Raw genomic sequence first — 25,373 nt, forward strand, 5'->3', positions numbered from 1 at the left:
CCGGCGTGTAGGGCTTTTTGCCGAGGGGGATGGTATTGGACCCCCTTCGATTTTGGATTATTTTACCGACACGACGTGCTTTAAGACCGCTTCGGTGTGTTGGCATGGAATAAGCCAAGGGATCGGCAAATCATCGGCCCACCCGGATGCATGGGACAAATTTGAGGAACGCCGGAACAATGACGATGGTGACCGAATGACGCGGGTGGTGTGGCTATGAACGGTGGCGTAGACTTGAGCAATTGCGACCGGGAGCCGATCCATCTCGTCGGGTCCATCCAACCGAGCGGATTCCTGATCGCGCTGTCGACGGATTGGATCGTCAAGCACGCCTCGTCCAACATCGGGGCGTGGCTGGGGGTGGAGCCCGACGCTCTGCTGGGGCTTCCCCTGAGCGAGGTGATGGACGAGGAGGCGCTGCACGCCATCCGCGGGCGGCTCCAGCTCTCCCTCATCAACGGGTCGGTGGAGCGCGCCTTCCGGGTGAAGCTGTCGGCCAACGCGCTGCCGCTGGACATCGCGGTCCATTTGTCCGGCCAGTCGATCATCGTCGAGGCGGAGCCGAGCGAGCCGGACAGCGAACTGGACGTCGGTTCCATGGTCCGCGCGATGATCGGACGGCTCCAGCGCACCCCCGATTTCGACTCCTGCTGCCGGGAGGCGGCGCGGCAGCTGCGGTCGCTGACCGGCTTCGACCGGGTGATGATCTACCGCTTCGACCGCGACGGCGCGGGGGAGGTGATCGCGGAATCCGCGGTGCGCGGCATGCCCTCCTATCTGGGGCTGCGCTACCCGGCCTCGGACATCCCGAAGCAGGCCCGCGCGCTGTACGAACGGAACTGGCTGCGCTGCATCAACGACGTGGACGCCCCGTCCGCGGCCATCCTGCCGCCCCTCGGACCGGAGGGCGAACCGCTCGACCTGTCGATGAGCGTTCTGCGCAGCGTGTCGCCCATCCATTGCGAATATTTGCGCAACATGGGCGTCGCCGCCTCGATGTCGGTGTCGATCCTGCGCCGCGGCAAGCTGTGGGGTCTGTTCGCCTGCCACAACATGGTGCCGCGGCGGCTGTCGCTGGAGCGGCGCACGGCGGCCGAGCTGTACGGACAGATGTTCTCCTTCCTTCTGGAGGGCGTCGAGCGCGACCGCGAGGAGGCCTACGAGGCCAAGGCGCATCTGCTCCACACCCGCATCATGGCGGTGATGGCGGACGGCGCCTCCTCCATGGAGAATCTGGAGCGGTTGCGCGGCGAGGTCGGCCACTACATCCGCAGCGACGGCTTCGCCATCGTGCTGGGCGGCCAGACCCTTGTGGACGGCAGCACCCCGACGCCGGAGGAGTTGCTCGGGCTGGTGCGCATGCTCAACCGGGCGCACGCCAGCCGCGTCTTCGCCACCAGCGAAATCGCGCAGGTCCACCAGCCCGGCGTGGACTTCGCCGAGCGCGCCGCCGGCATGCTGGCCATCCCGGTATCGCGCAAGCCCCGCGACTACATCATCTTCTTCCGCAAGGAGTCGGTCCGCACCGTCACCTGGGCCGGCAACCCGGACAAGCCGGTGGAAGCCGGTCCCAACGGGCAGCGGCTGACCCCGCGCAAGAGCTTCGAGGCGTGGAAGGAGACGGTCCTCGGCCAGTCGGAGCCCTGGACGGAGGCCGACCTGCGCATCGCCGACTCCCTGCGGATCACGCTGATGGAGGTGGTGCTGCGGCTGGCCGACCAGGCGGAGGAGGAACGCCGGACGGCCCGCGAGCGGCAGGAGCTGCTGATCGCCGAGCTGAACCACCGCGTGCGCAACATCCTCAGCCTCGTCCGCGCGCTGCTGGTCCAGAGCCGGGCCGGGGTCACGCGTGTCGAGGAGTTCGCGGAGATCGTCGGCGGTCGCATCCAGGCGTTGGCGCGGGCGCACGACCAGCTGACCGCGGAGAACTGGAAACCCTCCCCCCTGCGCCCCCTGATCGCGGCGGAGGTCGACGCCTATCTGGGCAGCCGGGCCGACCGGGTGATCCTGTCGGGGCCGGAGGTCCTGCTGTCGCCGCCGGCCCTGTCGGTGATGGCGCTGATCATGCACGAGCTGGTGACCAACGCCGCCAAATACGGTGCCTTCGCCGACAGCGGCGGGCGGGTGAAGGTCCATTGGAGCCTGGACGACCGGGACGCATTGGAACTCTGCTGGGAGGAAAGCGGCGGCCCGCCGGTGCAGGCGCCGACGCGACAGGGCTTCGGCACCACCATCATCGAGCGTTCGGTCCCGCACGAACTGAAGGGCGAGGCGACGATGACCTACGCCCTGGCCGGTCTGAAGGCGCGCTTCACCATACCGGCCATCCATGTCAGCCTGGCGCCGGAACGCCCGGCGGCGGTGATCGAAGCGGCGGTGACGCCCTGCGCGGCGGCAGACATCCCGCTGGGCGGGACGGTGCTGCTTCTGGAAGACAACATGATCATCGCGATGAGCGCGGAGGACATGCTGCTGAAGCTGGGCGCCGAGCGGGTGGAGACGGTGGCGAGCGTCCGTCAGGCGCTGGTCGCCATCGCCGACGACCCGCCGGGCATGGCGCTTCTCGACGTCAATCTGGGAACCGAGACCTCCTTCCCGGTGGCGGAGCGGCTGCGCGAACTGGGCATCCCCTTCCTGTTCGCCACCGGCTACGGCGAGTCCGCGATTTTCCCGGAGGAGTTCCGCGACGTGCTGGTCCTGCGCAAGCCGTACGATTCGGAGCAGGTGCGGCGGGGGCTCCAGACGGTGCGGGGGCTGTAGCTGGTCGTCGGGAGGACTGGTCGTCGGGAGATTCGGCCCGCTCCGCACCGTCAGGCGGCGGTGCCGGTCTGGCGGGTCAGGGCCTCTTGGAGCAGGCGGGCGGTCACCGGCTTGAACATCACGCCGATCCCGTGCCGTTCGGCCTCCTGCATCACGTCGGGGCCGGAATCGCCGGTCAGCAGGACGGCGGGGACTGGCGCCCCGGCCAGTTCGCGGATCTTCAGGATGGCCTCGGTGCCCACCTTGTGCTCGCGCAGGCGGTAGTCGGCGACCATCACGTCGGGCCGCCGACCCGCCGCCCGCAGGCGGTCCAGCGCCTCCTCGGTGGATGAGGCGACGATGGTGTCGTAGCCCCAGTCCTGGAAGATCGAGCGCAGCCCCATCAGGACGATGGCGTCGTCGTCGATCAGGACGGCCAGCCGTCCGCGCTCCGTTTCGCGGGGTGCAAGAGCCGGAGCCGGGCTTTCCGTGGCATCGCCGAGGGGAACGGAGATGCGGAACACCGACCCCTTGCCGAGTTCGGAGCGCACCTCTACCGGGTGGCCGAGCAGGGCCGACAGCTTCTGCACGATGGCGAGGCCGAGGCCGAGCCCCTGGTTGCGGTCCCGCTCGGGGTTGCCGACCTGATAGAACTCCTCGAAGATCCAGGACATCTGCTCGCCGGAGATGCCGATCCCGGTGTCGCGCACCTGGATGCCGGCGTGACCGTCCAAGGGGTGGCATTCCAGGCGGATCACCCCGCGCTCGGTGTAGCGGATGGCGTTCTCCACCAGATTGCGGACCATCCGCCCCAGCAGGTTGCGGTCGCTGCGCACGGTCAGGTCATGGTGGTTCACCACCTGGAGATCCAGACCCTTGGCGGCGGCGACCGGGGCATAGGCGGACCCGATGTCGTCGAGCAGCGGCTTGACGGGAATGTCCTCGATCCGCGGCTCGATCACCCCGGCGTCCAGCTGCGAGACGTCGAGCAGGCTGTCGAGCAGGCCCTTCAGCGTCTCCATCCCGCGCTCCAGCATCGCCAGGGCGTCGCGCCCGCGCGGGGAATGGACGTGGCTGTGCAGCGCCTCGGCGAAGAAGAACATGGACTGCATGGGCTGGCGCAGATCGTGGCTGGCGGCGGCCAGGAAGCGGCTCTTGGAGCGGTCGGCCTGCTCCGCCGCCTCGCGGGCCATGCGGCTGTCGTGCACGTCCACCGCGGTGCCGACCCAGGCGATGATCTGGTCGTTCTGGCGCATCGGGTTGATCCGGCAGACGTGCCAGCGGTAAACCCCGTCGTGGCGTTGCATGCGCACGTCGAAGCCGTAGGATTCGCCCGCAGCGATGCCGCGCTCGCGGCAGTCGAGCAGCCGGGGGTAGTCGGCGGGGTGGATGTAGGACCAGCGTTCCCCCTGCTCCAGGCTGCGCCCGGTGTAGGAGCGCCAGGCGGCGTTGTAGTACTCCCGGCCGCCGTCCGGCCGGTTGATCCACATCATCACCGGGGTGTTCTCGACCAGCTCGCGGAAGCGGGTCTCGCTCCGCCGCAGGGCTTCCTCGCCGGCCTTGCGCTCGGTGATGTCGGTCAGGGTGACGACGGCCAGCGTGATGCAGCCGTCGGGGTCGCGCACCGGCTCGGCGTCGGCCAAGCAGGTGATCGGGCCAGCGGGGGTGTCGCGGCGCAGTTCCTCCTGCCGCACCACCGCGCCGTCGCGCAGGGCGCGGACCAGCGGCAGCTCCGGAGAAGCCTCCACAAGGCCGCCTGTGAAGGGGCGGGGATAGTCCTCGATGCGGTCGATCCGGCCCAGGGGCTGGCCGATCAGCCATTCCGCCGCGCTGTTGTGCAGGATCACCCGCCCGGTTGGCGCCTCGGCCACCACCACGCCGGCGCGCAGATGCTCCAGCACCGCCTTCAGCAGCGACCGCTCCGTCTCGCGCTGGCGGGTCAGGCGCCCGATGGCCCAGGCGGTTCCGGTCAGGGTGAGCAGCAGGATGAGCAGGAAGGGGAACCACGACCACAGGGTGGCCACGTCGACGGTGCGCAGCGCGGCGGCCCGGTCGATCCCCACGGCGATGGCGAGACCGCTGCCGTTGGCGCCGGGTGGGGAGTAGGCGGTGACGCGGGGCGTCCCGTCCAGCCCCTCGGTCAGCGCCGTCGCCGTCTCCGCGCCGCTGAGGTACAGGCCGAGCCGCTCGGGAAGCGGCTGGCCGACGATTCCCTGAAGGTCCGGCACGCGGACGAGGACGGTGCCGGCGCGGTCGGCCAGAAGGACGGTCACGTTCGGCGGCAGGGGTTTGCGCGCCTGATACTGGCGCAGCCAATCGAGGTCGAGCAGGGCGGTGACGACCGCCGGTCCGCTCCCACCCTCCTTGCCGTTCTCACCGCCGCCCCGTGCGTAGGGCAGGGCGAAGGGCAGGACGCGGTGGTGCGGTCCTTCGGTGGCGACATACTCCCCCACCGAGAAGAGGCCGGAGGACAGGGCCTGCCGGACCTGCGGCTGGTCGGCGCTTCCGGTCCCGACGGTCCGACGGTCGGTGGAGCACAGGACGATCCCCGACCGGTCGGCGAAACCCAGCGTCAGGTAGCTGGGCAGGCGCTGGCGCAACCGCTCCATCGTCTCCTGGCAGGCCGGGCCGGCGATGTCCGCTTCCGCCAGCGTGGCCAGGATGTGTTCGATGTCGTCGACGATCCGCTGCTGTTCGGTCTGGATCAGGTCGAGCAGTCGCAACGCCTCCTGACCGAGTTCGGCCTCCCGCTCCGCCCGCAGCCGGGTGTGGGAATAGACCTCGAACCCGATCAGCGGGGCCAGGGTGAAGACGAGCAGCAGAAGCCAGCGAACCATGGACACGATCGACCGTCCCGGCCCGGGGGCCGATGGGATGAAGGAAGCGATCGTGTGAACCCTAACATACCGCAGTATGTTGCAATGCCTGTCCTTCGGTCCTAACGCTTTCCTGCGCCCGGCTGCGCCGTCCTCAGCCCAAGGTCAGTGCTCCGCAATGGGGCGGGCGCCCGTCAGGAAGAGGGCGACGGCCCGTCCGACGTAACGCTCCACCTCCTCCCTGGAGAAGGATTGTTCCGGCAGGATCAGGCGGCGCAGCAGGATGTTGCCGGTGATCATGCCGATGAAGCCGCGGGCGGCGGCCTCCGGCTCCGCGACGGACAGGGCGCCGGCGGCGGTCTGCCGCGCCAGATAGTCGGCCAGCCGCCGCTGGGCGGTTTCCGGGCCGATGCGGAAGAAGGCTTCGGCGATGTCGGGGATGCGTCCGCCCTCCGACACCAGCACGCGGACGATGGCCATGGTGCGGTCGTCGAACAGCGCCGCGACGATGTGCAGGGCGAAGCGGGTCAGCCCGTCCTCCGGTGCGGCCCGCTCGTCGGCCTGGATGGCGGCCAGCCCTTCCTGAATGCGGGCGCTGTTCTCCTCCATCATCGCGCGGAACAGCCCCTCCTTGTCGCCGAAATGCTCGTAGAGGGTGGCGCGCGAGCCGCCGGCCCGGCCGATGATGTCGGTCAGCGTGGTCTTCTCGAAGCCCTTCTCGACGAACAGCGCCGCCGCCGCGTCGAGCAGGGCCTGCCGGCGCGCCCGACCGCGCGGGCCGATCGTGGATGTGTCCTTGTCGATCAATTCCCTGGCGTTTCCCCGGTCCATCGGTTTTTTCCTTAGGCGCTGGCGGCCCTTGCCCCCACCCCGGCCCTCCCCCGCTGGGCGGGGGAGGGAGAATATGTCCCCTCCCCTGCGAAGCGGGGGAGGGTTAGGGTGGGGGCAGCCGCTGCCAGCGCGCGCATCGTCGCGGGAGCTATGACCCGTGCCGCCCCCGCTGGCAAGACGGCAATACGCCGCTCTCCCCACAATCACCGTCCACGGTCAGGGCCGCGTCCCTGCGAGGAACAACCGCACGGACTGACGGACGTAACGCTCCAATTCCTCCATCGAGACGGGTTCGTCCGGAAGGATCAGCCGCTTGGTCAGCAGGTCGCCGACCACCATGCCGATGAAGGCGTGGGCGGCCCCCTCCGGATCGTCGATGCGCAGGCGCCCCGCCTCGGACAGTTCACGGAAGCAGTCGGCGAGCCAGCCGATGGTCTTCTCCGGGCCGACCTGGAAGAAAGCCTGGGCGATGTCGGGGATGCGCCCGCCTTCCGACACCAGGATGCGCAGGATGGCGGTGGTTTCCGGCATGGTCAGCGTGCCGGCGATGTGCAGGCCGACGCGGTACAGATTCTCTTCAAGCTCCTCGGCCATCGCCGCCGGGCCGGCGGCGCGCATCGCCGACATCTCCTCCAGCACGCGGTCGCAGTGCCGCTCCATCACCGCGCGGAACAGCCCCTCCTTGTCGCCGAAATGCTCGTAGAGCGTGGTGCGCGACCCGCCGGCCTGCCGCAGGATGTCGGACAGCGAGGTCAGCGCGAATCCCTTCTCCACGAACAGCGCCGCCGCCGCGTCGAGCAGCGCCCGGCAACGCGCCTGGCCGCGCGGGCCGCAGCCGGGCGTGTCGAAGCTGTTGATGCCGAGGCTGGCGATTCCTCCTCCAGCGATTCCGCCCTGGAACGGTGTGGATGCCCCCTTGTCGGGCATTGCGGTTCCCCCTTGCGCGAACGGTCATTCTGAATGTATCGTCCGGTACAGTGTACTGTATGAGACAGTACGAATAAAGGGGTCATTTCGCACCGTCCGCGCGCACCGGCCTTTTCCGCCGGTCCCGAAAAAAGCCGGGCGGAACGTGGGAGATTCCCGGCTCATTAGGACATTTCATCGCCGCATCACGGCGTTTTCACGAGGAACGGATGTTCAACAGGAACGCATTTCTGTCTCTTGCCGTGGCGGCCTCCCTGACCGTGGTGCTGGGCGCCTGCCAGGACAAGAAGCACGCCGCCGGGGGCCAGCCGGCGCCCGGTCCGGCGGAGGTCGCGGTGGCGACCATCCAGCCGCAGAGCCTGTCCGTCACCACCGAGCTGCCGGGCCGCACCGCGGCCTTCCGCGTGGCGGAGATCCGCCCGCAGGTCAGCGGCATCGTGCTGAAGCGCTTCTTCACCGAGGGGGGTGACGTCAAGGCGGGCGACCAGCTCTACCAGATCGACCCGGCCACCTACGAGGCCAACCTCGCCGTCGCCCAGGCCGACATCCAGAAGGCGGAGGCCAACCTGCAGGCCGCCCGCAACAAGGCGGCCCGCTACAACGACCTCGTCAAGAACAGCGTCGTCAGCAAGCAGGACTACGACGACGCCATGGCCTCGCTGAAGCAGAACGAGGCGCAGCTCGCCGCCGCCAAGGCCGCCCACAATCTGGCGCGCATCAATCTGGACTACACCAAGGTCTTCGCCCCCATCTCCGGCCGCATCGGCAAGTCCGCCGTGACGGAAGGCGCGCTGGTCACCGCCAACCAGGCGACGGCGCTCGCCACCGTCCAGCAGCTCGACCCGATCTTTGTGGACGTGACCCAGACCGCCTCGCAGCTCATGCAGCTCCGCCAGGACATGGAGAGCGGGCGCATCCGCCCGGCCGAGCCCGGCAAGATCCCCGTCTCGCTGTTCCTGCACGCGGCGGAGGCCCCCTATCCCCAGCGCGGCGAGCTTCAGTTCTCCGACGTGTCGGTCGATCCGGGCACCAGCTCGGTCCAGCTCCGCGCGGTGTTCCCGAACCCGAACCAGGAGCTGCTGCCCGGCCTGTTCGTGCGCGCCCGCGTCGAGCAGGGCGTCGCCCAGAACGCGCTGGCCGTGCCGCAGGAGGCGGTCCAGCGCGGTCCGGACGGTTCGGCCCGCGTCTGGGTGGTCGGCGACGACAACAAGGTCAACCCGCGCACCATCAAGACCGAGCGGGCGATCAACAACGCCTGGCTGGTCTCCGACGGTCTGAAGGCGGGCGAGCGCATCGTGGTCGAGGGGCTGCAGAAGGTGAAGCCGGGGGGTGAGGTCAAGCCGGTGCCGGCCCAGGCCGCCGTGGCGGCCCTGCCCGGACCGCAGGCGCGCTGAGACCGAGGACCGATCCATGTCGAAATACTTCATCGACCGGCCCGTCTTCGCCTGGGTCATCGCCATCGTCATCATGCTGGCGGGCGGTCTGGCGATCCTGGGCCTGCCCGTCGAGCAATACCCGAAGATCGCCCCGCCGACGGTGTCCATCACCGCCAGCTACCCCGGCGCGTCCGCGAAGACGCTGGAGGACACGGTCACCCAGGTCATCGAGCAGAAGATGACCGGGCTCGACCACTTCCGCTACATGTCGTCGAACAGCGATTCGTCGGGCAACGTCACCATCACCCTGACCTTCGAGCCGGAGGCCAACCCGGACATCGCCCAGGTCCAGGTGCAGAACAAGCTCCAGCTCGCCACGCCGCTCCTGCCGCAGGAGGTGCAGCAGCGCGGCCTCCAGGTGTCGAAGGCCGGCAACGACTTCCTGATGGTCGCCGGCTTCGTGTCCAGCGACGGACGGCTGAGCCAGGGCGACATCGCCGACTATGTGGCCTCCAACCTCCAGGACACGATCAGCCGCGTCGAGGGCGTGGGCGACATCACCGTGTTCGGTCCGCAGCACGCCATGCGGATCTGGCTGGACCCCGACGCGCTGAACAGCCACCAGCTCACCACCATCGATGTCACCAACGCCATCAAGGCGGAGAACGCGCAGGTGTCGGCGGGCCAGCTCGGCGGCGCCCCCGCCGTGCCCGGCCAGCGGATCAACGCCACCATCATGGCGCAGTCGCGCATGCAGACGCCGGAGGAGTTCGGCGCCATCCTGCTGCGCGTCAACCCCGACGGCGGCCAGGTGCGGCTGCGCGACGTCGCGCGCATCGAGATCGGGCAGGAAACCTACGAGATCACCGCCCGCTACAACGGCAAGCCGGCGGCTGGCCTGGGCGTCAAGCTGGCGACCGGGGCCAACGCGCTGGACACCGCCGCGGCGGTGAAGGCGCGCATCGCGGAGCTGTCGGCCTTCTTCCCGGAAGGGCTGGAGGTCATCTACCCCTACGACACGACGCCCTTCGTCGAGCTGTCGATCCACGAGGTCGTCAAGACGCTGATCGAGGCGATCATCCTCGTCTTCGCCGTGATGTACCTGTTCCTGCAGAACTTCCGGGCGACGCTGATCCCGACCATCGCGGTTCCCGTGGTGCTTCTCGGCACCTTCGGCGTGCTGTCGCTGTTCGGCTTCTCGATCAACACGCTGACCATGTTCGGCATGGTGCTGGCCATCGGCCTGCTGGTCGACGACGCCATCGTGGTGGTGGAGAACGTCGAGCGCGTGATGAGCGAGGACGGGCTGCCCCCGCGCGAGGCGACCCGCAAGTCGATGGGCCAGATCACCGGCGCGCTGATCGGCATCGCGCTGGTGCTGTCCGCCGTGTTCGTCCCCATGGCCTTCTTCGGCGGCTCCGCCGGCGCCATCTACCGCCAGTTCTCGCTGACCATCGTGTCGGCGATGGCACTGTCGGTGCTGGTCGCCCTGGTGCTGACCCCGGCGCTCTGCGCCACCATCCTGAAGCCGGTGGCGAAAGGCCACGGCCATGCCAAGCGCGGCTTCTTCGGCCTGTTCAACCGCGGCTTCGACGCCAGCAGCCGCGTCTATCTGCGCGGCGTGCGCGGGGCGGTGTCGCGGCTCGGGCGCTACGGCCTCGCCTACGCGCTGATCGTCGGCGGTCTGGCCTACCTGTTCCTCCAGATGCCCTCCTCCTTCCTGCCGCAGGAGGACCGCGGGACCATGTTCGTGCTGTGGTCGGCCCCGCCGAACGCCAGCATCGAGCGCACGATGGAGACCACCAAGCAGGTCGAGACCTATTTCCTGGAGCAGGAGAAGGACAGCGTCGAGGGCCTGTTCACCATTGCCGGCTTCAACTTCGCGGGCCGTGGCCAGAACGCCGGCATGGCCTTCGTCCGGCTGCGCGACTGGAGCGAGCGCGAGTCCGCCGACCGCAAGCCGACGGCCATCGCTGGGCGCGCCATGGGCGCCCTGTCGAAGGCCAAGGACGCGGTGGTCTTCGCCTTCATGCCGCCCTCGGTTCCGGGTCTCGGCAACGCCACCGGCTTCGACCTGCAGCTTGTGGACCGGGGTGGCGTCGGCCACGACCGGCTGATGCAGGCGCGCAACCAGCTTCTGGGCCTCGCGGCGCAGAACGCCAAGCTGGTCGGCGTCCGCCCGAACGGTCTGGAGGACACGCCGCAGTTCAAGCTGACGGTGGACCGCGAGAAGGCCAGCGCGCTCGGCCTGTCGCTGAACGACGTCAACACGACCCTGACGGCGGCCTGGGGCTCCTCCTACGTCAACGACTTCATCGACCAGGGGCGCGTGAAGCGCGTCTATCTCCAGGCGGACGCCCCCTACCGCATGCAGCCGAGCGACGTCGACCGCTGGTACGTGCGCAACGGCATGGGGCAGATGGTGCCGTTCTCCGCCTTCACCACGGCGCAGTGGACCTACGGTTCGCCGAAGCTGGAGCGGTACAACGGCATGTCGTCGCTCAACATCCAGGGCTCCGCGGCGCCGGGCGTCAGCTCCGGCGAGGCGATGCAGGAGATGGAGGCGATGATGGCCAAGCTGCCGCCGGGCGTGGGCTATGAATGGACCGGCCTGTCCTACGAGGAGCGGTTGAGCGGGTCGCAGGCCCCGGCGCTCTACGCCCTGTCCATGCTGATCGTCTTCCTCTGCCTGGCCGCGCTCTACGAGAGCTGGTCGGTGCCGGTGTCGGTCATCCTGGTGGTGCCGCTGGGCGTCATCGGTGCCGTGCTCGCCGCCACGCTGCGCGGTCTGCCCAGCGACGTCTACTTCCAGGTTGGCCTGCTGACGACCATCGGCCTGTCGGCGAAGAACGCCATCCTGATCGTGGAGTTCGCCAAGGCGCTGTACGACGAGGGCATGGAGCTGAAGGACGCCGCCATCGAGGCGTGCCGCCAGCGCCTGCGCCCGATCATCATGACCTCGCTGGCCTTCGTGCTGGGCGTGCTGCCGCTGGCGACCAGCAGCGGCGCCGGCTCGGAAAGCCAGAACGCCATCGGCGTCGGCGTGATGGGCGGCATGATCTCCGCCACCGTGCTGGCGATCCTCTTCGTCCCGGTCTTCTTCGTCGCGGTCTACCGTCTGTTCGGCAGCAAGCGCGCCGGCGCCCATCCCCCGCAGGGTGCCGAGCCGGTGCCCGCCGGAGACTGACGGTTCGGCTGCGGCTGGAAGTGGAAAGCCCGGTCCCGGAAACGGGGCTGGGCTTTTTGCTGCGCGGGTACCTTTTGCGTGGGGTGGCTGCGGCAGAACGGCACAGGACGTGCGGCACCCAGCGGAGCGCCTTGCCCTCAAACTAATATACTAGTATTTACTGTTCCCGAGGATGGCGGCTGAGCGCCTGCTTGTGGCGCTCCAGCCGTTCCCGCAGGGCGTCGCCTTTGCGCAGCGCCACGGCAATCGACAGTATGTCGCCGAGGACCAGATGGCTGATGCGCGACGTCATGGGCGAGTGGATGTCGAAGTCTTCCGCGACGTCGGCGAGCAGGCTGACCGTGGCGAGCTGCGCCAGCGGCGAGCCGGAGCGGGTGATGGCGACGACCATGGCCCCGGCGGACAGCGCGTTCTGCACGGCCTCCAGCATGTCGCGGGTGCCGCCCGAACTCGACACGGCGACCACCGCGTCGCCGGGGGAGAGCGACAGGGCCGATACGAAATAGACGTGGGCGTCGCTGTAGGCGACGGTGGGGATGCCCAGCCGGAAGAAGCGGCGCTGGATGTCCTGCGCCACCGTGCCGGAGTTGCCGGAGCCGTAGAACTCGATCCGCCGCGCTCCGGCCAGCAGGTCGGCGGCGCGGTCCACCGATTCCGCCGACAGGTTGTTGCGCACCTGCATGAGCGTCGCCAGGGTGCGGTCGAACACCTTTCCCGCGATGCCCGCCGCCCGGTCGTCCGGGCTGACCTCCTGGTCGATGAAGGGCATGCCGGCGGCGATGTCCTGGGCCAGCTTGATCTTGAACTCGCGGAAGCCGCTGCAGCCCAGCGCCCCGCAGAAGCGGGCGATGGTCGGCTCGCTGACCCCGGCCCGTTCCGCCATGTCGGCCATCGACAGGGTGATGACCTCGCCCGGCTGGGCCAGCACGCAGTCCGCCAGCTTCCGTTCCGAAGGGCGGAGCCCGTCGCGCACCGCCATGATCCTCGCCAGCATCGACCTGTTCCCTCGTTCCGTCCGTCCGCCATTGTAGCACGGATAGTAAAACTACATGACCCGATAGAAAGGTGCTATCGGCGGCGCTGTCCCACATACCGGGATTGCCGACGATGCGGCGTTCCGTCACAGTAAGTTCATCAAAGAACGTGGAAAATCAACCGCTTTTGCCTTGCGCGCCTCGTGGTTCCGGTTTATGTAGCAAAACTACAGAACGACTTTTGGCCCTGCCGGCTTCACAGCCCGTTGCCATACCGCCGCTCCGCCCTGACCGGGGCCCGGCGGTCTTCCGACCCCTCCACTGGGGGGCCTCCAGGGTCGATCAGCGACGCGGCGCGTGCCGCCCAGACGCCTTTTCGTGAGGAGACATCATGGACACCCTGCTGAGAGACGGACTCGTCGAGACCCCGGAACAGCAAGCCGAGCGCCCCTGGCGCCGCTTCGTTCCGGGCGTCTGGCAGCAAGAGGTCAACGTCCGCGACTTCATCGTCCGCAACGTCCATCCCTACGCCGGGGACTCGCGTTTCCTGACCGGCCCGACCGGACGGACCAAGGCTTTGTGGAACAAGGTCACCGCCCTGTTGAAGGAGGAGCGCGCGGCCAAGGGCGGCGTGCTCGACGCCGACACGGAGGTCTTCGGCTCGATCACCGCCCACGCCCCGGGCTACATCGACCGGGAGCTTGAACTCGTCGTCGGGCTGCAGACGGACAAGCCGTTGAAGCGCGCGATCATGCCCTTCGGCGGCTGGCGGATGGTCAAGAACGGGCTGGAGGCCTACGGCTTCAAACCCTCGCCCAAGCTGGAGGAGGTCTTCCCCGGCTTGCGCAAGTCGCACAACGACGGCGTCTTCGACATCTACACCGAGGAGATGCTGCGCTGCCGCAAGTCGGGCGTCATCACCGGCCTGCCGGACGCCTACGGGCGCGGGCGCATCATCGGCGACTACCGCCGGCTGGCCCTCTACGGCGCGACCTTCCTGACCGAGGACAAGAAGGCGCAGTACAAGAGCCTGGAAGTCGACCGCATCGACGAGCACACGCTGCGCCTGCGCGAGGAGATCACCGAGCAGATCAAGGCGCTGAAGGAGCTGGCCGCCATGGCCAAGTCCTACGGCTTCGACGTGTCGCGCCCCGCCGCCAACGCCCGCGAGGCGGTGCAGTGGACCTATCTGGCCTATCTGGCCGCGGTGAAGGAGGCCAACGGGGCGGCCATGTCGCTCGGCCGCGTCTCCAGCTTCCTCGACGTCTACGTCGAGCGCGACCTGCGCGACGGTTTGCTGACCGAGGAGGAAGCGCAGGAACTGATCGACCAGTTCGTGACCAAGCTGCGCATCGTCCGCTTCCTGCGCACGCCGGAATACGATCAGCTGTTCTCGGGCGACCCGACCTGGGTGACCGAGTGCATCGGCGGCATGGCGCTCGACGGGCGCACGCTGGTCACCAAGAACAGCTTCCGCATGCTCCAGACCCTGAACAACCTCGGCCCCGCTCCGGAACCGAACCTGACCGTGCTGTGGTCGGAGAGCCTGCCGGAGGGCTTCAAAAAGTTCTGCGCCGAGACGTCGATCAAGACCTGCTCGGTGCAGTACGAGAACGACGACCTGATGCGGCCCTACTGGGGCGACGACTACGGCATCGCCTGCTGCGTCTCGGCCATGCGCATCGGCAAGCAGATGCAGTTCTTCGGCGCCCGCGCCAACCTCGCCAAGACGCTGCTCTACGCCATCAACGGCGGCCGCGACGAGGTGTCCGGCGAGCAGGTCGGCCCGGCCTTCGCGCCGATCACCGGCGATGTGCTCGACCACGACACGGTGGTCGCCCGCCTGCTGCCGATGATGGAATGGCTGGCCCGCGCCTACATGAACACGCTCAACGCCATCCACTTCATGCATGACAAGTACATGTACGAGCGGCTGGAGATGGCCCTGCACGACCGCGACGTGCTGCGCACCATGGCCTGCGGCATCGCCGGCCTGAGCGTGGTCGCGGACAGCCTGTCGGCGATCAAGCACGCCACGGTCAAGGTGGTCCGCGACGAGCGTGGGCTGGCCACCGACTTCGTCATCGAGGGCGACTATCCGGCCTTCGGCAACAACGACGACCGGGTGGACGGGATCGCGGTGTGGCTGGTCGAGACCTTCATGGGTCTGCTGCGCAAGCAGAAGGCCTACCGCGACGCGGTGCCCACCCAGTCGGTGCTGACGATCACGTCGAACGTGGTCTACGGCAAGAAGACGGGCAACACGCCGGACGGGCGCAAGGCCGGCCAGCCCTTCGCGCCGGGGGCCAACCCGATGCACGGGCGCGACCGCAAGGGGGCCATCGCGTCGATGGCGTCGGTGGCGAAGCTGCCCTACGCCCACGCCCAGGACGGCATCAGCTACACCTTCACCATCGTTCCCGGCGCGCTGGGGCCGACCGAGGGCGAGCGGGTGGACAATCTGGTGGGCATGCTGGACGGCTATTTCGGCCAGGGCGGCCACCACATCAACGTGAACGTCTTCGACCGCGAGACGTTGCTGCACGCCATGGACCATCCGGAGCTGTACCCGCAGCTGACCATCCGGGTGTCGGGCTACGCGGTGAACTTCATCAAGCTGACCCGCGAGCAGCAGATGGACGTCATCAGCCGCACCTTCCATGGCGCGCATTGAGGCGTAGCAGAGCTGTTAAGTCGCGACGTGTTGCCCCCTCCCTGACCCTCCCCCGCTTCGCAGGGGAGGGGATGAACTCCCTCTCCTGCGTCAGCGGGGGAGGGAAGGGGCCCACGGCGGAGCCGTGGGAAGGGTGGGGGCCCGCCACGACCACTTCCCCAAAGAATCCACCCTCCCAACACAAGGCCATCCTCCCCCATGAGCGCCATTACCGAAATCCACGCCCGCGAGATCCTCGACAGCCGTGGGAACCCGACCGTCGAGGTGGACGTCCTGCTCGAATCCGGCGCCTTCGGCCGCGCCGCCGTTCCGTCGGGCGCCTCGACCGGCGCGCACGAGGCGGTGGAGCTGCGCGATGGCGACAAGTCCCGCTACGGCGGCAAGGGCGTGCTGAAGGCCGTGGAGTCGGTCAACGGCGAGATCTTCGACGCCATCGCCGGCCTCGACGGCTCCAACCAGCGCGCCCTCGACCTCGCCATGATCGAGCTGGACGGCACCCCCAACAAGGGCCGCCTCGGCGCCAACGCCATCCTCGGCGTCTCGCTCGCCGTCGCCAAGGCGTCCGCGGAAGAGGCCGCCCTGCCGCTGTTCCGCTACGTCGGCGGCGCCTTCGCCAACCTCCTGCCGGTGCCGATGATGAACATCATCAACGGCGGTGCCCACGCCGACAACCCGATCGACATCCAGGAGTTCATGGTCATGCCGGTCGGCGCCGAGACCGGCGCCGAGGCCATCCGCATGGGCGCGGAGATCTTCCAGGCGCTCAAGAAGAAGCTCAAGGACGCCGGCCACAACACCAACGTCGGCGACGAGGGCGGCTTCGCCCCCAACCTCGCCTCGACCGAGGACGCGCTGGGCTTCGTGATGAAGGCCATCGAGGCCGCCGGCTACAAGCCGGGCGACGACGTCATGCTGGCCATCGACGCCGCCTCGACCGAGTTCTTCAAGAACGGCAAGTACGAGCTGGCCGGCGAGGGCAAGTCGCTGGCGTCGGAGCAGATGGTGGCCTACTGGGCCGATCTGGTCGGCCGCTACCCGATCATCTCGATCGAGGACGGCATGGCCGAGGACGACTGGGAGGGCTGGAAGGCGCTGACCGACGCCATCGGCGGCAAGGTGCAGCTGGTCGGCGACGACCTGTTCGTGACCAACCCGGCGCGTCTGGCCGACGGCATCAAGAAGGGCGTGGGCAACTCGATCCTGGTCAAGGTCAACCAGATCGGCACGCTGTCGGAGACGCTGGAAGCCGTCGACATGGCGCACAAGGCGGGCTACACGGCGGTCCTGTCGCACCGTTCGGGCGAGACCGAGGACAGCACCATCGCCGATCTGGCGGTCGCCACCAACTGCGGCCAGATCAAGACCGGCTCGCTGTCGCGCTCCGACCGGCTGGCCAAGTACAACCAGCTGATCCGCATCGAGGAGATGCTCGGCGCAGCATCCCGCTTCGCCGGGCGCGGCATCCTCAAGGCGTAACGGCCCAACGGAAGGCGGCTGCGGCAAAGTGTCCGGTGATGCCGGATTTGCTGCGCCGCACCGCCTTTTCCGCTAATATATCAGTACACAAAAAGACGCTCACAGAAGAAGACGGCAAGACGCGCTTCCCCCTTCAGCAAGGCGCGCGCCGGGAGGGATCGGCTGAAACGGGCAGCATCATGCCTATTTCTCTTATCCGGAGTGTTCTGCAATGACTGCCAATGGTGAAACCAGCGGCGACCTCCCCGCGGCCCCTGTTGACGCGGCCCCGATCGAGAACGTCACCTTCGACGAGATCGTGGTCGGGCAGTCCGCCAGCATCGCGCGGCAACTGACCGTGATGGACGTCGAGCTGTTCGCCACCGTCTCCGGCAACATCGATCCGGTTCATCTGGACGCGAAATTCGCCGCCGACAGCCGCTTTCAAAAGGTGATCGGGCATGGCATGTGGTCCGGCGCGCTGATTTCCGGCGTTCTGGGGACCCGGCTGCCCGGTGCCGGCACCGTCTACGCCGGCCAGGACCTGCGCTTCCGTCGCCCGGTCGGGCTGGGCGACGTCATCACCGCCACCGTCACCGTTCGTGAGAAGCAGGCCGACACGAACATCGTCGTCTTCGACTGCCTGTGCACCAACCAGGATGGCGAGGTCGTGGTGACCGGCACCGCGGAGGTGGTGGCGCCGACCCGCAAGGTCCGCCGCGCCGCCCACGCGCTGCCGCAGATCCAGATGATCCGCCACGACAAGCACGACGCGCTGCTGCGCAAGTGCGACGGGCTGGAGCCGGTCGCCACGGCGGTCGCCCATCCCTGCGACGAAAGTTCGCTGAAGGGCGCGGTGGAGGCGGCGGAAGCCGGCCTGATCGACCCCATCCTGATCGGCCCGGCGGCGAAGATCCGCGCGCTGGCCACGGCCCACGGGCTGGACATCGCCCGCTACCGTCTGGTCGACGTCGAGCACAGCCACGCCGCCGCCGCGGCGGCCGTCGCGCTGGCTCGCAGCGGCGAGGCCGAGGCGGTGATGAAGGGCAGCCTGCACACCGACGAGCTGATGGCCGAGGTCGTCCGCAAGGACACCGGCCTGCGCACCAGCCGCCGCATCAGCCACGTCTTCGTGATGAACGTGCCCACATACCCGCGGGCGCTGCTCATCACCGACGCGGCGATCAACATCTACCCGACGCTGGAGGACAAGGTCCACATCGTCCAGAACGCCATCGATCTCGCCAAGGTGCTGGGCGTCGAGACGCCGCGCGTCGCCATCCTGTCGGCGGTGGAAACGCTCAACCCGAAGATCGCCACCACGCTGGAAGCCGCCGCACTCTGCAAGATGGCCGACCGCGGCCAGATCACCGGTGGCATCCTCGACGGCCCGCTGGCCTTCGACAACGCCATCAGCGCCGAGGCCGCGCGCATCAAGGGCATCAAATCCCCCGTCTCCGGGCAGGCCGACATCCTGCTCGTCCCCGACTTGGAAGCCGGCAACATGCTGGCCAAGCAGCTCTCCTTCCTCGCCAACGCCGACGCGGCGGGCATCGTTCTCGGCGCGCGGGTCCCGGTCATCCTGACCAGCCGCGCCGACAACGTCCGCACCCGCCTCGCCTCCTGCGCCGTGGCGGCGCTGGTGGCCGCCGCGCGCCGTCCCGCCCTCGCGCTCAACGCCGTTGCCGCTCCCCTGGCTGCCCCCCTGGCTGCGGAGTGAGGATCACACCATGTCGCACCGTGACGCCTGTCTCGTCATCAACGCGGGCTCCTCCAGCCTGAAATTCTCGGTCTTCTGCGGCGCCGGGAGGCACGATCTGGAGGCCGTCCTGACCGGCCAGATCTCCGGCATCGGCACCGCCCCCCGCTTCGAGGCCAAGGACGCGGCCCGCCACGTCCTGGCCGACGGCATCCTGGACGAGGTCGGCCCCGGCGATCGCGCCGGGCTGCTCGGCTTCCTGCTGACCTGGATGCGGCACGAACTGCGCGACGTGCGGCTGGTCGCCGCCGGCCACCGGGTCGTGCACGGCGGCACCCGCTTCGACGCGCCGGTGCTGCTGACCCCGGCGGTGCTGGCGGAGCTGGAGGCCCTGGTGCCGCTGGCCCCGCTGCACCAGCCGCACAACATCGCGGCGATGACCGCGCTGGCCGAGGTCTATCCGGAGCTGCCGCAGGTCGCTTGCTTCGACACCGCCTTCCACAGCACGCGGCCCTGGCAGGCCCAGATGTTCGCCCTGCCGCGCGAGCTGACCGACGAGGGCGTGCGCCGCTACGGCTTCCACGGCCTGTCCTACGAGTACATCGCCCAGCGCCTGCCGCAGATCGCGCCGGAGCTGGCCGAGGCCCGCGTCGTCGTCTGCCATCTCGGCAGCGGCTCCAGCCTGTGCGGCATGCGCGCGGGCCGCAGCGTCGACACCACCATGGGCTTCACCGCGCTGGACGGCCTGCCCATGGGCACGCGGCCCGGCGTCCTCGATCCCGGCGTGCTGATCTATCTGATGCGCGAGAAGGGCATGGGACCCGACGAGCTGGAGCGGCTGCTCTACCACAAGTCCGGCTTGCTCGGAGTCTCCGGCGTCTCCAACGACATGCGCGCTCTGCTGGACAGCGAGAACCCGCAGGCGGCGGAGGCGGTGGAGCTGTTCTGCTTCCAGGTCGCCAAGCAGGCGGCGGGGCTGGCGGCCTCCATGGGCGGGCTGGACGCGGTGGTCTTCACCGCCGGCGTCGGCGAGAACTCCGCCCCGGTGCGGGCGCGGGTGGCGGAGAAGCTGGGCTGGCTCGGCGTCCACATCGACGGGGCGGCGAACCGCGCCCGCGCCACGCGCATCTCGGCCGCCGACAGCCGCGTCCCGGTCTTCGTCATCCCCACCGACGAGGAGCGGATGATCGCCAGCCACACGCTGGGCATCCTTGCGCACAGCGCGGTGCTGTCGCCCCTGGCGGCCTGAGCGGACGCCTCAAAGTCCGTCCAGAAAACTCCGGATCGCGTCGAGGACGAGCGCTTCCTGTTCGCGGTGCGGCACATGGCCGGTGTCGGGGAGAAGCCTTGCGGCTCCCCGCCCGGCCGCGATGCGTTCGGGGTGGGCGCTGGAACCGTACTCGTCGCGGTCGCCGTGCAGGGCCAGAACCGGGCAGCGCACCGCCGCCAGGGCCCGGTCCAGGGTCCAGTCGGCGAAAGCGGGCGACAGCCACGTCTCCGTCCAGGCGTCCAGGACCCAGCGCGCCTTGTCTCCGTGATACCGCGCCAGACGCGCGACGTTGGCGGGGTCCTGGAAGTCGCGCTTGGCGTTGCGGATGCCGGCGAGGGTTCTCTCTTCCACGAAGGCTTGTGCGGCGATGGTCACGAGGGCGCGGCAGCGCTCGGGAAAACGCGCCGCCGTCTCGACGGCCATGCCGCCCCCGACACTGTGGCCACAGGCGACGAACTCCGTCACGTCGAGCTGGTCGCAGAGCGGCGGGATGCTGTCCCGCGCCTCCGTGGCGACGAAATCCAGGGCGAGCTGCCCCGGATGGGCGTCCGAACGCCCGAAGCCGAGCCGGTCGTAGGCGATGACGCGGCGGTTCGTCTCGGCCGCCAGCCGCTGCGGAAAACCACGCCACAAGTCCACGCTACCGAGGGAGTCGTGGAAGAGGATGATCGGCACGGCGTCGACGGCTTCCGGAGTCCAGCTTCTCGCGTAGAGGGCTCCCTTCGCGGTCCGGATCGACCATTCCGTTTCGGTCACGGGGGCTTCGTTTGGCGTCGGCATGGCGGGTGGCGTTGCGGTCCTGGGGACTTCCGTTATGCCGTGAAGCGCCGAGGAACGCCCGTGGAAACGTATCGGCGCTGCCTTTGCCCCCTCCCTTACCTCCCCCGCTTCGCAGGGGAGGGGACTGCCGCCGCTTCGCAAAAGGCACCCTCTCCCGCGAAGCGGGGGAGGGCCGGGGTGGGGGCAATGCCCAACCCGAACCACCACACGAAAAAGCCGGGCGCCATTCCAGACGCCCGGCTTCGTCACTCAAACGGAACCACCCCGCCTCAGCGGGCGAGCCAGCCTCCGTCCACCGGCAGAACCGTGCCGTGGACGTAGTCCGACGCGTCGGAGGCCAGGAACACCGCCGGGCCGCCCATGTCGGAGGGAACGCTCCAGCGGCCCGCCGGAATGCGGCCCAGGATTTCCGCGCTGCGCTGCTCGTCGGCGCGGATCGCCGCCGTGTTGTTGGTGGCGACGTAGCCCGGCGCGATGGCGTTCACGTTTATGCCCTTGCCCGCCCATTCGTTGGCGAGCAGGCGGGTGATGCCGGCCACGCCGCTCTTGGAGGCGGTGTAGGAGGGCACCCGGATGCCGCCCTGGAAGGACAGCATGGAGGCGATGTTGATGATCTTGCCCTTGCGGCCCTGGCCGATGGCGTAGCGACCGAAGGCCTGGCAGAGGAAGAAGACCGTCTTGATGTTGATGTTCATCACGAGGTCCCAGTCGGCCTCGGTGAAGTCCACGGCGTCGGCGCGGCGGATCATCCCGGCGTTGTTGACCAGAATGTCCAGCCCGCCGAGCGCGCCCACCGCCTCCTCCACCAGAGCCTGCACCGGGGCAATGCTGGTCAGGTCGGCCTTCATGGCGTGGAAGCGGCGGCCCTCGGCTTCGACGAGAGCCTTGGTCTCGTCGAGGGGAATGACATCCACCGCTGCGATGTCGGCGCCGGCCTGGGCCAGCGCCAGGGCGATGCCCTGGCCGATGCCGGTGTGGGCGCCGGTCACCAGGGCGACCTTGCCGGTGAGATCGAAGGGATGTGCCTGAGCCATTGTCCTGCTCCTTATTCTTGGGTTCTTATTCTTGGCTTGCGGGGATCAGCGCAGGTCTTCCATGGGGATGAAGTCCATGTCGGTGAAGTCCTGGTTGTCGCCGGCCATGGCCCAGATGAAGGTGTAGTTGCGCGTGCCGACGCCGGAATGGATCGACCAGCTCGGCGAGATCACCGCCTGCTCGTTGGCGACGACGACGTGGCGCGTCTCGGTGGGCTCGCCCATGAAGTGGAAGACGCGGGCCGGCTCCGGCAGGTCGAAGTAGAAATAGACTTCGCAGCGGCGGTCGTGCGTGTGGCACGGCATCGTGTTCCACATGTTGTTCGGCTTCAGCACGGTCATGCCGAGCACGAGCTGCGCGGTGCGGCAGACGTCCGGGTGGATCATCTGATAGATGGTGCGCTCGTTCGACTGGGCCGGATCGCCCATGTGCACGGCCTTGGCCTGCGCGATGGAGATCTTCATCGTCTCGAAGCGGGCGTGGGCCGGGGCGCTGTTCAGGTAGAACTTCGCCGGGTTGGCCGGGTCCAGGCTCTCGAAACGGACGTCCAGGCTGCCCATAGTGATGTAGAGGCAGTCGCGCGGGGCCAGCTCGAACACCGCGCCGTCCACCGTGATGCGCCCCGGGCCACCGACGTTGACGGCGCCCAGCTCGCGCCGGTCGAGGAAGTTGGCCGAGCCGATGGCCTTGGCCGATTCCAGCTTCAGCGGGCCGGACACCGGCATGGCGCCGCCGACCACGAAGCGGTCGATGTGGCTGTAGGTGAGGACGATGTCGTCCGCCTCGAAGATGGACGGGACGAGGAAATGGTCGCGCAGCTTGGTGGTGTCGTAGGTGCGGACGTCATCCTGGTGTGACGCGTGGCGGACGGTGATCTTCATGGCGGTATCCTCGTGTGTGTTTTTCGGGGCCGGTGGCGGCCAAATCAGGAGCCAGATCAGGGACCAGTGAAGAAGAACGGGTTCGCCCCCTGGGCCTGGGGGATCGAGGTCAGCAGGCCGTCGAGGTGGACGGCCATGCGGTCGGCGGCCAGCGCCGGGTCGGCGTCGGCGATGGCGTCCACGATCGCCGCGTGCTCGGCCAGCACATGGGTGAGGCGTCCCGGCTCCGGCAGGGTCAGGCGGCGGTAGCGGTCCACCTGCACCTTCACCTGCTGCGCCATGCTCCACAGGCCGGGATAGCCGGCGATCTCGGCGATCAGGGCGTGGAACCGCTCGTCGGCCTCGTGGAAGGCGTTGAGGTCGCCATCTTCTACCGTCTCCTGCTGGAGCAGCAGATTGGCGCGCAGGCCGGCGATCTGGCTGCCGGTGGCGCGCTGCGCCGCGTAGCGGACGGCGGTGCCCTCCAGCGAGGTGCGGATGACGATGGCCTCGGGCAGAGCGTTCACCGGGATGCGGGCGACGAAGGTGCCGACCTGCGGGAAGATCTCGATCAGCCCCTCGTCGGCCAGCCGCTGCAGCGCCTCGCGCACTGGGGTGCGGCTGACGCCGAAGGCTTCGGCGATGTGCTTCTCGACGATGGGCTCGCCCGGATTGCGGCGCATCTCCACGATCTCGGCGCGCAGCGACCGGTGGATCGCCGCCATGGTGGAGGCGCCCCGCGCCGGCCCGCGGGAGGGCTTCACCGCACTCCGCTGAGTGGCGGGGCGGTCGTTGCTGGCGTCGGGCGTCGGGGTGGTCGGCATGTCCATGGCTGCACCTGTTGCGCCGGCTCGGCCGGTCCTAAGAGAGCATATTAGTATATCAGTGCCGGGGTGCAAGCCGGAAATCGCGGGGTCCGCAATCTCCGGCTTTCGTCCGGGATGGAGCGGCGCTCAGCCGGTCGCCGTCACTCGGCGGGGGCGGGCTGGGCCGGCAGGGGCTGCGCTTCGGTGTTCTCTTGGGCGGCCTTCTGGGCGGCCAGATAGCGCGGGGAGAGGACGCCGAACCGGCGGGCCCACCAAGCGGTCAGGATCGGGGTGAGAAGCGAGGTGACGACGACGCTGGTGGCGACCAGGGCGGTGGCGGCCGGGGCGCTCGGGGCGAAGCTCGGCTCGATGGAGGCGATGATCGGCGGGACGGTCACGGCCGCACCGGCGGTGGAGGCGGCGCCGATGCCGGCGGTGCCGTTGCCTTTGGCGAGCAGGATGTCGGCGACGACCAGCGTGAAGCCGGTGATGGCGATGACCGAGAGGCCGAGGACGATGCCGAGCAGGCCGGTGTTCAGAATGACCGCGAAGTTCAGGTTGTTGCCGAGTGCAAAGGCGAAGAAGGGCACCATCACCGGCACGGCCTGACCGAAGAACTTGCGGAAGTCCTGGTCCAGGTTGCCGAGCGCGAAGCCGATCAGGAAGGGCAGCAGGGCGCCGACCATGGTCTGCCAGGGGAAGGCGGCCAGACCGGCCAGACCCAGCGTCGCCATCGTCATGAAGGGGCCGGATTCCAGGCACATCAGGCAGAAGGCCCCGGATTCCTCCTTGGTGCCGTACTGCTGCATCAGCGCCATGTACATGCCGCCGTTGGTGTCGTTCATGGCGGCGATGATCGCCAGCACCGACAGGCCGGTGAAGAAGCCCGAACTGACGCCCTCGTGCGGGATGAACCAGGAGGCGACGATGCCCATGGTGGCGGCGGTGAGGATCTTGACGGTGACGAGCACGCCGCTCTTGCGCAGGACCAGCGGGGTGGCCTTCAGGCTGATGCTGGCGCCGATGCAGAAGAACCAAACGGACAGGATCGGCAGGGTGCCGGTGATCAGGCCGTTGGTGAAGGACCCGAAGAACTTGCCCGTGTTCGGCGCGAAGGTGTTCAGGCAGGCGCCGAGGAACAGGGGAAGGATCATCATCCCGCCGGGAATGCGGTCGATCCTGGATTTGATGTTCATAGTCGGTACTCCTGGGGCGGTCCGACTGGGCCGTCGATGGAAAGTCCGGGGTGGTGGCTGCCGGTTGCGGCGCAGGAAGGGGGAGCGTGCCGCGCATCCCCTGCGGGGCGGCGCCGGTCCGGTGGCCTTCGGGCCTGTACGAGGATCGCGCCGTCGATGGAGTGGATACTAGTATATTAGCGCTGCGAGGCAAGTCAGGAGAACTGCGTACCCCGTCGGATGACACTCTGTCGCACGTCCTGCGGCGGTGGTTCGGTGGTGCCGTTCCCGTGCGCCGGGAAACCCGGCTCCGTGTCGGAAAGCGCAAGCGTGGCAACGGCTTGCAGCGCCTCATGGACGCGGTGGTAGGCGGCCTCGATGCGCTGGGCGGCCTGTTCGCCACCGGCCGATCGGGCGGTTTCCCGGAACAGGGCGAGGGCGGTACGTCCAAAATCTTCGAAGCGCGCGTGCAGGCCGTGGTCGTCCAGGGCGAAGACCGGCGTGGTCAGGAAGGCCCGCCGCAGGGCGTCGGCGTCGCGCTCCAGGGCGGCGATGCGCGCGGTCGGCGGGTCGGAGGTCCGGGGCATGCCGCGGCTCCTTCAGAAGGAGTTTTCAAAAAGCGGGGTTTTGAAAACTGGCATTTTAGTTTTTGAGGGGACGGGAGCCGTATTGCCCCCACCCTAACCCTCCCTCGCTTCGCAGGGGAGGGGACTGCCGCCGCTTCGCAGGAATCTCCCTCCCCTGCGTTAGCGGGGGAGGGCCGGGGTGG

18 protein-coding genes are annotated in these 25,373 nt (G+C 68.6%); 8 read left to right on the forward strand and 10 right to left on the reverse strand.

Annotated features, from left to right (window positions below):
• Nucleotides 1-234: 234 nt before the first annotated feature.
• Nucleotides 235-2,760: an HWE histidine kinase domain-containing protein gene (locus ACWPN7_RS09830; protein ID WP_459197274.1), complete on the forward strand. Its 2,526-nt coding sequence runs from the start codon at nucleotides 235-237 to the stop codon at nucleotides 2,758-2,760.
• Nucleotides 2,761-2,810: 50 nt separating this feature from the next.
• On the opposite strand, the gene ACWPN7_RS09835 is transcribed toward ACWPN7_RS09830, so the two are convergent.
• The 3 genes from ACWPN7_RS09835 to ACWPN7_RS09845 all read right to left on the reverse strand — a co-directional run bounded on the left by ACWPN7_RS09835 (nucleotide 2,811) and on the right by ACWPN7_RS09845 (nucleotide 7,313).
• On the reverse strand, nucleotides 2,811-5,576 hold the full coding sequence (locus ACWPN7_RS09835) for a hybrid sensor histidine kinase/response regulator (RefSeq protein WP_459197351.1): 2,766 nt from the start codon (nucleotides 5,574-5,576) through the stop codon (nucleotides 2,811-2,813).
• Nucleotides 5,577-5,720: 144 nt separating this feature from the next.
• On the reverse strand, nucleotides 5,721-6,386 hold the full coding sequence (locus ACWPN7_RS09840; protein WP_459197275.1) for a TetR/AcrR family transcriptional regulator: 666 nt from the start codon (nucleotides 6,384-6,386) through the stop codon (nucleotides 5,721-5,723).
• Between the two features lie 216 nt (nucleotides 6,387-6,602).
• On the reverse strand, nucleotides 6,603-7,313 hold the full coding sequence (locus tag ACWPN7_RS09845; RefSeq protein ID WP_040137968.1) for a TetR/AcrR family transcriptional regulator: 711 nt from the start codon (nucleotides 7,311-7,313) through the stop codon (nucleotides 6,603-6,605).
• Between the two features lie 209 nt (nucleotides 7,314-7,522).
• Between ACWPN7_RS09845 and ACWPN7_RS09850 the strand changes: the two genes are divergently transcribed.
• Nucleotides 7,523-8,707, forward strand: coding sequence for an efflux RND transporter periplasmic adaptor subunit (locus ACWPN7_RS09850; protein WP_040137970.1), 1,185 nt, complete (start codon nucleotides 7,523-7,525; stop codon nucleotides 8,705-8,707).
• 16 nt (nucleotides 8,708-8,723) lie between these two features.
• Nucleotides 8,724-11,876: an efflux RND transporter permease subunit gene (locus ACWPN7_RS09855; RefSeq protein ID WP_149649374.1), complete on the forward strand. Its 3,153-nt coding sequence runs from the start codon at nucleotides 8,724-8,726 to the stop codon at nucleotides 11,874-11,876.
• Between the two features lie 157 nt (nucleotides 11,877-12,033).
• Here the strand turns inward: ACWPN7_RS09855 and ACWPN7_RS09860 are convergent, their stop codons facing one another.
• Nucleotides 12,034-12,870, reverse strand: a complete 837-nt coding sequence (locus ACWPN7_RS09860) for a MurR/RpiR family transcriptional regulator (protein WP_149649375.1) — start codon at nucleotides 12,868-12,870, stop codon at nucleotides 12,034-12,036.
• A 371-nt stretch (nucleotides 12,871-13,241) separates the two neighbouring features.
• Here ACWPN7_RS09860 and pflB point away from each other — a divergent pair, with 371 nt between their 5' ends.
• From pflB to ACWPN7_RS09885, 5 genes are all read left to right on the forward strand, one after another.
• On the forward strand, nucleotides 13,242-15,524 hold the full coding sequence (gene pflB, locus ACWPN7_RS09865; RefSeq protein ID WP_459197276.1) for a formate C-acetyltransferase: 2,283 nt from the start codon (nucleotides 13,242-13,244) through the stop codon (nucleotides 15,522-15,524).
• Nucleotides 15,525-15,722: 198 nt separating this feature from the next.
• Complete coding sequence (gene eno / locus ACWPN7_RS09870; protein ID WP_459197277.1) at nucleotides 15,723-17,000, forward strand: phosphopyruvate hydratase; 1,278 nt, start codon at nucleotides 15,723-15,725, stop codon at nucleotides 16,998-17,000.
• Between the two features lie 38 nt (nucleotides 17,001-17,038).
• On the forward strand, nucleotides 17,039-17,215 hold the full coding sequence (locus ACWPN7_RS09875; protein WP_160174882.1) for a hypothetical protein: 177 nt from the start codon (nucleotides 17,039-17,041) through the stop codon (nucleotides 17,213-17,215).
• The gene (locus ACWPN7_RS09880) at nucleotides 17,212-18,699 is read left to right on the forward strand and encodes a bifunctional enoyl-CoA hydratase/phosphate acetyltransferase (RefSeq protein ID WP_459197278.1); all 1,488 of its coding nucleotides are present in this window, start codon (nucleotides 17,212-17,214) and stop codon (nucleotides 18,697-18,699) included. Before ACWPN7_RS09875 ends, ACWPN7_RS09880 begins: the two co-directional genes overlap by 4 nt.
• Before the next feature lie 10 nt (nucleotides 18,700-18,709).
• Nucleotides 18,710-19,927 (forward strand): acetate/propionate family kinase, encoded by a 1,218-nt coding sequence (locus tag ACWPN7_RS09885; protein ID WP_459197279.1) that lies wholly within the window; start codon nucleotides 18,710-18,712, stop codon nucleotides 19,925-19,927.
• Between the two features lie 9 nt (nucleotides 19,928-19,936).
• Here the strand turns inward: ACWPN7_RS09885 and ACWPN7_RS09890 are convergent, their stop codons facing one another.
• The 6 genes from ACWPN7_RS09890 to ACWPN7_RS09915 form a co-directional block, all read right to left on the reverse strand.
• Nucleotides 19,937-20,704 (reverse strand): alpha/beta fold hydrolase, encoded by a 768-nt coding sequence (locus tag ACWPN7_RS09890; RefSeq protein ID WP_459197280.1) that lies wholly within the window; start codon nucleotides 20,702-20,704, stop codon nucleotides 19,937-19,939.
• A 293-nt stretch (nucleotides 20,705-20,997) separates the two neighbouring features.
• Nucleotides 20,998-21,762: a 2-dehydro-3-deoxy-D-gluconate 5-dehydrogenase KduD gene (gene kduD / locus ACWPN7_RS09895; RefSeq protein ID WP_349622009.1), complete on the reverse strand. Its 765-nt coding sequence runs from the start codon at nucleotides 21,760-21,762 to the stop codon at nucleotides 20,998-21,000.
• Nucleotides 21,763-21,807: 45 nt separating this feature from the next.
• Nucleotides 21,808-22,644 carry a 5-dehydro-4-deoxy-D-glucuronate isomerase gene (gene kduI / locus ACWPN7_RS09900; protein WP_459197281.1) on the reverse strand — a complete coding sequence of 279 codons (837 nt, stop codon included), beginning with the start codon at nucleotides 22,642-22,644 and terminating at the stop codon, nucleotides 21,808-21,810.
• Nucleotides 22,645-22,700: 56 nt separating this feature from the next.
• On the reverse strand, nucleotides 22,701-23,453 hold the full coding sequence (locus ACWPN7_RS09905) for a GntR family transcriptional regulator (protein ID WP_014199720.1): 753 nt from the start codon (nucleotides 23,451-23,453) through the stop codon (nucleotides 22,701-22,703).
• Nucleotides 23,454-23,590: 137 nt separating this feature from the next.
• Nucleotides 23,591-24,625, reverse strand: coding sequence for a 2-keto-3-deoxygluconate transporter (kdgT, locus tag ACWPN7_RS09910; protein ID WP_103041801.1), 1,035 nt, complete (start codon nucleotides 24,623-24,625; stop codon nucleotides 23,591-23,593).
• A gap of 194 nt (nucleotides 24,626-24,819) precedes the next feature.
• A complete protein-coding gene (locus tag ACWPN7_RS09915) occupies nucleotides 24,820-25,191 on the reverse strand; it encodes a hypothetical protein (RefSeq protein ID WP_459197282.1) in 372 nt (123 codons plus the stop codon).
• Nucleotides 25,192-25,373: the final 182 nt, after the last annotated feature.

This window comes from Azospirillum sp. UENF 312511, assembly GCF_058780635.1.

What these genes read in the sequence shown, in the direction of transcription:
- ACWPN7_RS09835 (WP_459197351.1), bottom strand. Translation starts at nt 5,576, where the DNA reads ATGGTTCGCTGGCTTCTGCTGCTCGTCTTCACCCTGGCCCCGCTGATC.
- eno (WP_459197277.1), top strand. Translation starts at nt 15,723, where the DNA reads ATGAGCGCCATTACCGAAATCCACGCCCGCGAGATCCTCGACAGCCGT.
- ACWPN7_RS09880 (WP_459197278.1), top strand. Translation starts at nt 17,212, where the DNA reads ATGACTGCCAATGGTGAAACCAGCGGCGACCTCCCCGCGGCCCCTGTT.
- kduI (WP_459197281.1), bottom strand. Translation starts at nt 22,644, where the DNA reads ATGAAGATCACCGTCCGCCACGCGTCACACCAGGATGACGTCCGCACC.
- ACWPN7_RS09885 (WP_459197279.1), top strand. Translation starts at nt 18,710, where the DNA reads ATGTCGCACCGTGACGCCTGTCTCGTCATCAACGCGGGCTCCTCCAGC.
- ACWPN7_RS09875 (WP_160174882.1), top strand. Translation starts at nt 17,039, where the DNA reads ATGCCGGATTTGCTGCGCCGCACCGCCTTTTCCGCTAATATATCAGTA.
- ACWPN7_RS09860 (WP_149649375.1), bottom strand. Translation starts at nt 12,870, where the DNA reads ATGCTGGCGAGGATCATGGCGGTGCGCGACGGGCTCCGCCCTTCGGAA.
- ACWPN7_RS09855 (WP_149649374.1), top strand. Translation starts at nt 8,724, where the DNA reads ATGTCGAAATACTTCATCGACCGGCCCGTCTTCGCCTGGGTCATCGCC.
- ACWPN7_RS09840 (WP_459197275.1), bottom strand. Translation starts at nt 6,386, where the DNA reads ATGGACCGGGGAAACGCCAGGGAATTGATCGACAAGGACACATCCACG.
- kduD (WP_349622009.1), bottom strand. Translation starts at nt 21,762, where the DNA reads ATGGCTCAGGCACATCCCTTCGATCTCACCGGCAAGGTCGCCCTGGTG.
- ACWPN7_RS09845 (WP_040137968.1), bottom strand. Translation starts at nt 7,313, where the DNA reads ATGCCCGACAAGGGGGCATCCACACCGTTCCAGGGCGGAATCGCTGGA.
- ACWPN7_RS09915 (WP_459197282.1), bottom strand. Translation starts at nt 25,191, where the DNA reads ATGCCCCGGACCTCCGACCCGCCGACCGCGCGCATCGCCGCCCTGGAG.
- pflB (WP_459197276.1), top strand. Translation starts at nt 13,242, where the DNA reads ATGGACACCCTGCTGAGAGACGGACTCGTCGAGACCCCGGAACAGCAA.
- ACWPN7_RS09850 (WP_040137970.1), top strand. Translation starts at nt 7,523, where the DNA reads ATGTTCAACAGGAACGCATTTCTGTCTCTTGCCGTGGCGGCCTCCCTG.
- kdgT (WP_103041801.1), bottom strand. Translation starts at nt 24,625, where the DNA reads ATGAACATCAAATCCAGGATCGACCGCATTCCCGGCGGGATGATGATC.
- ACWPN7_RS09905 (WP_014199720.1), bottom strand. Translation starts at nt 23,453, where the DNA reads ATGGACATGCCGACCACCCCGACGCCCGACGCCAGCAACGACCGCCCC.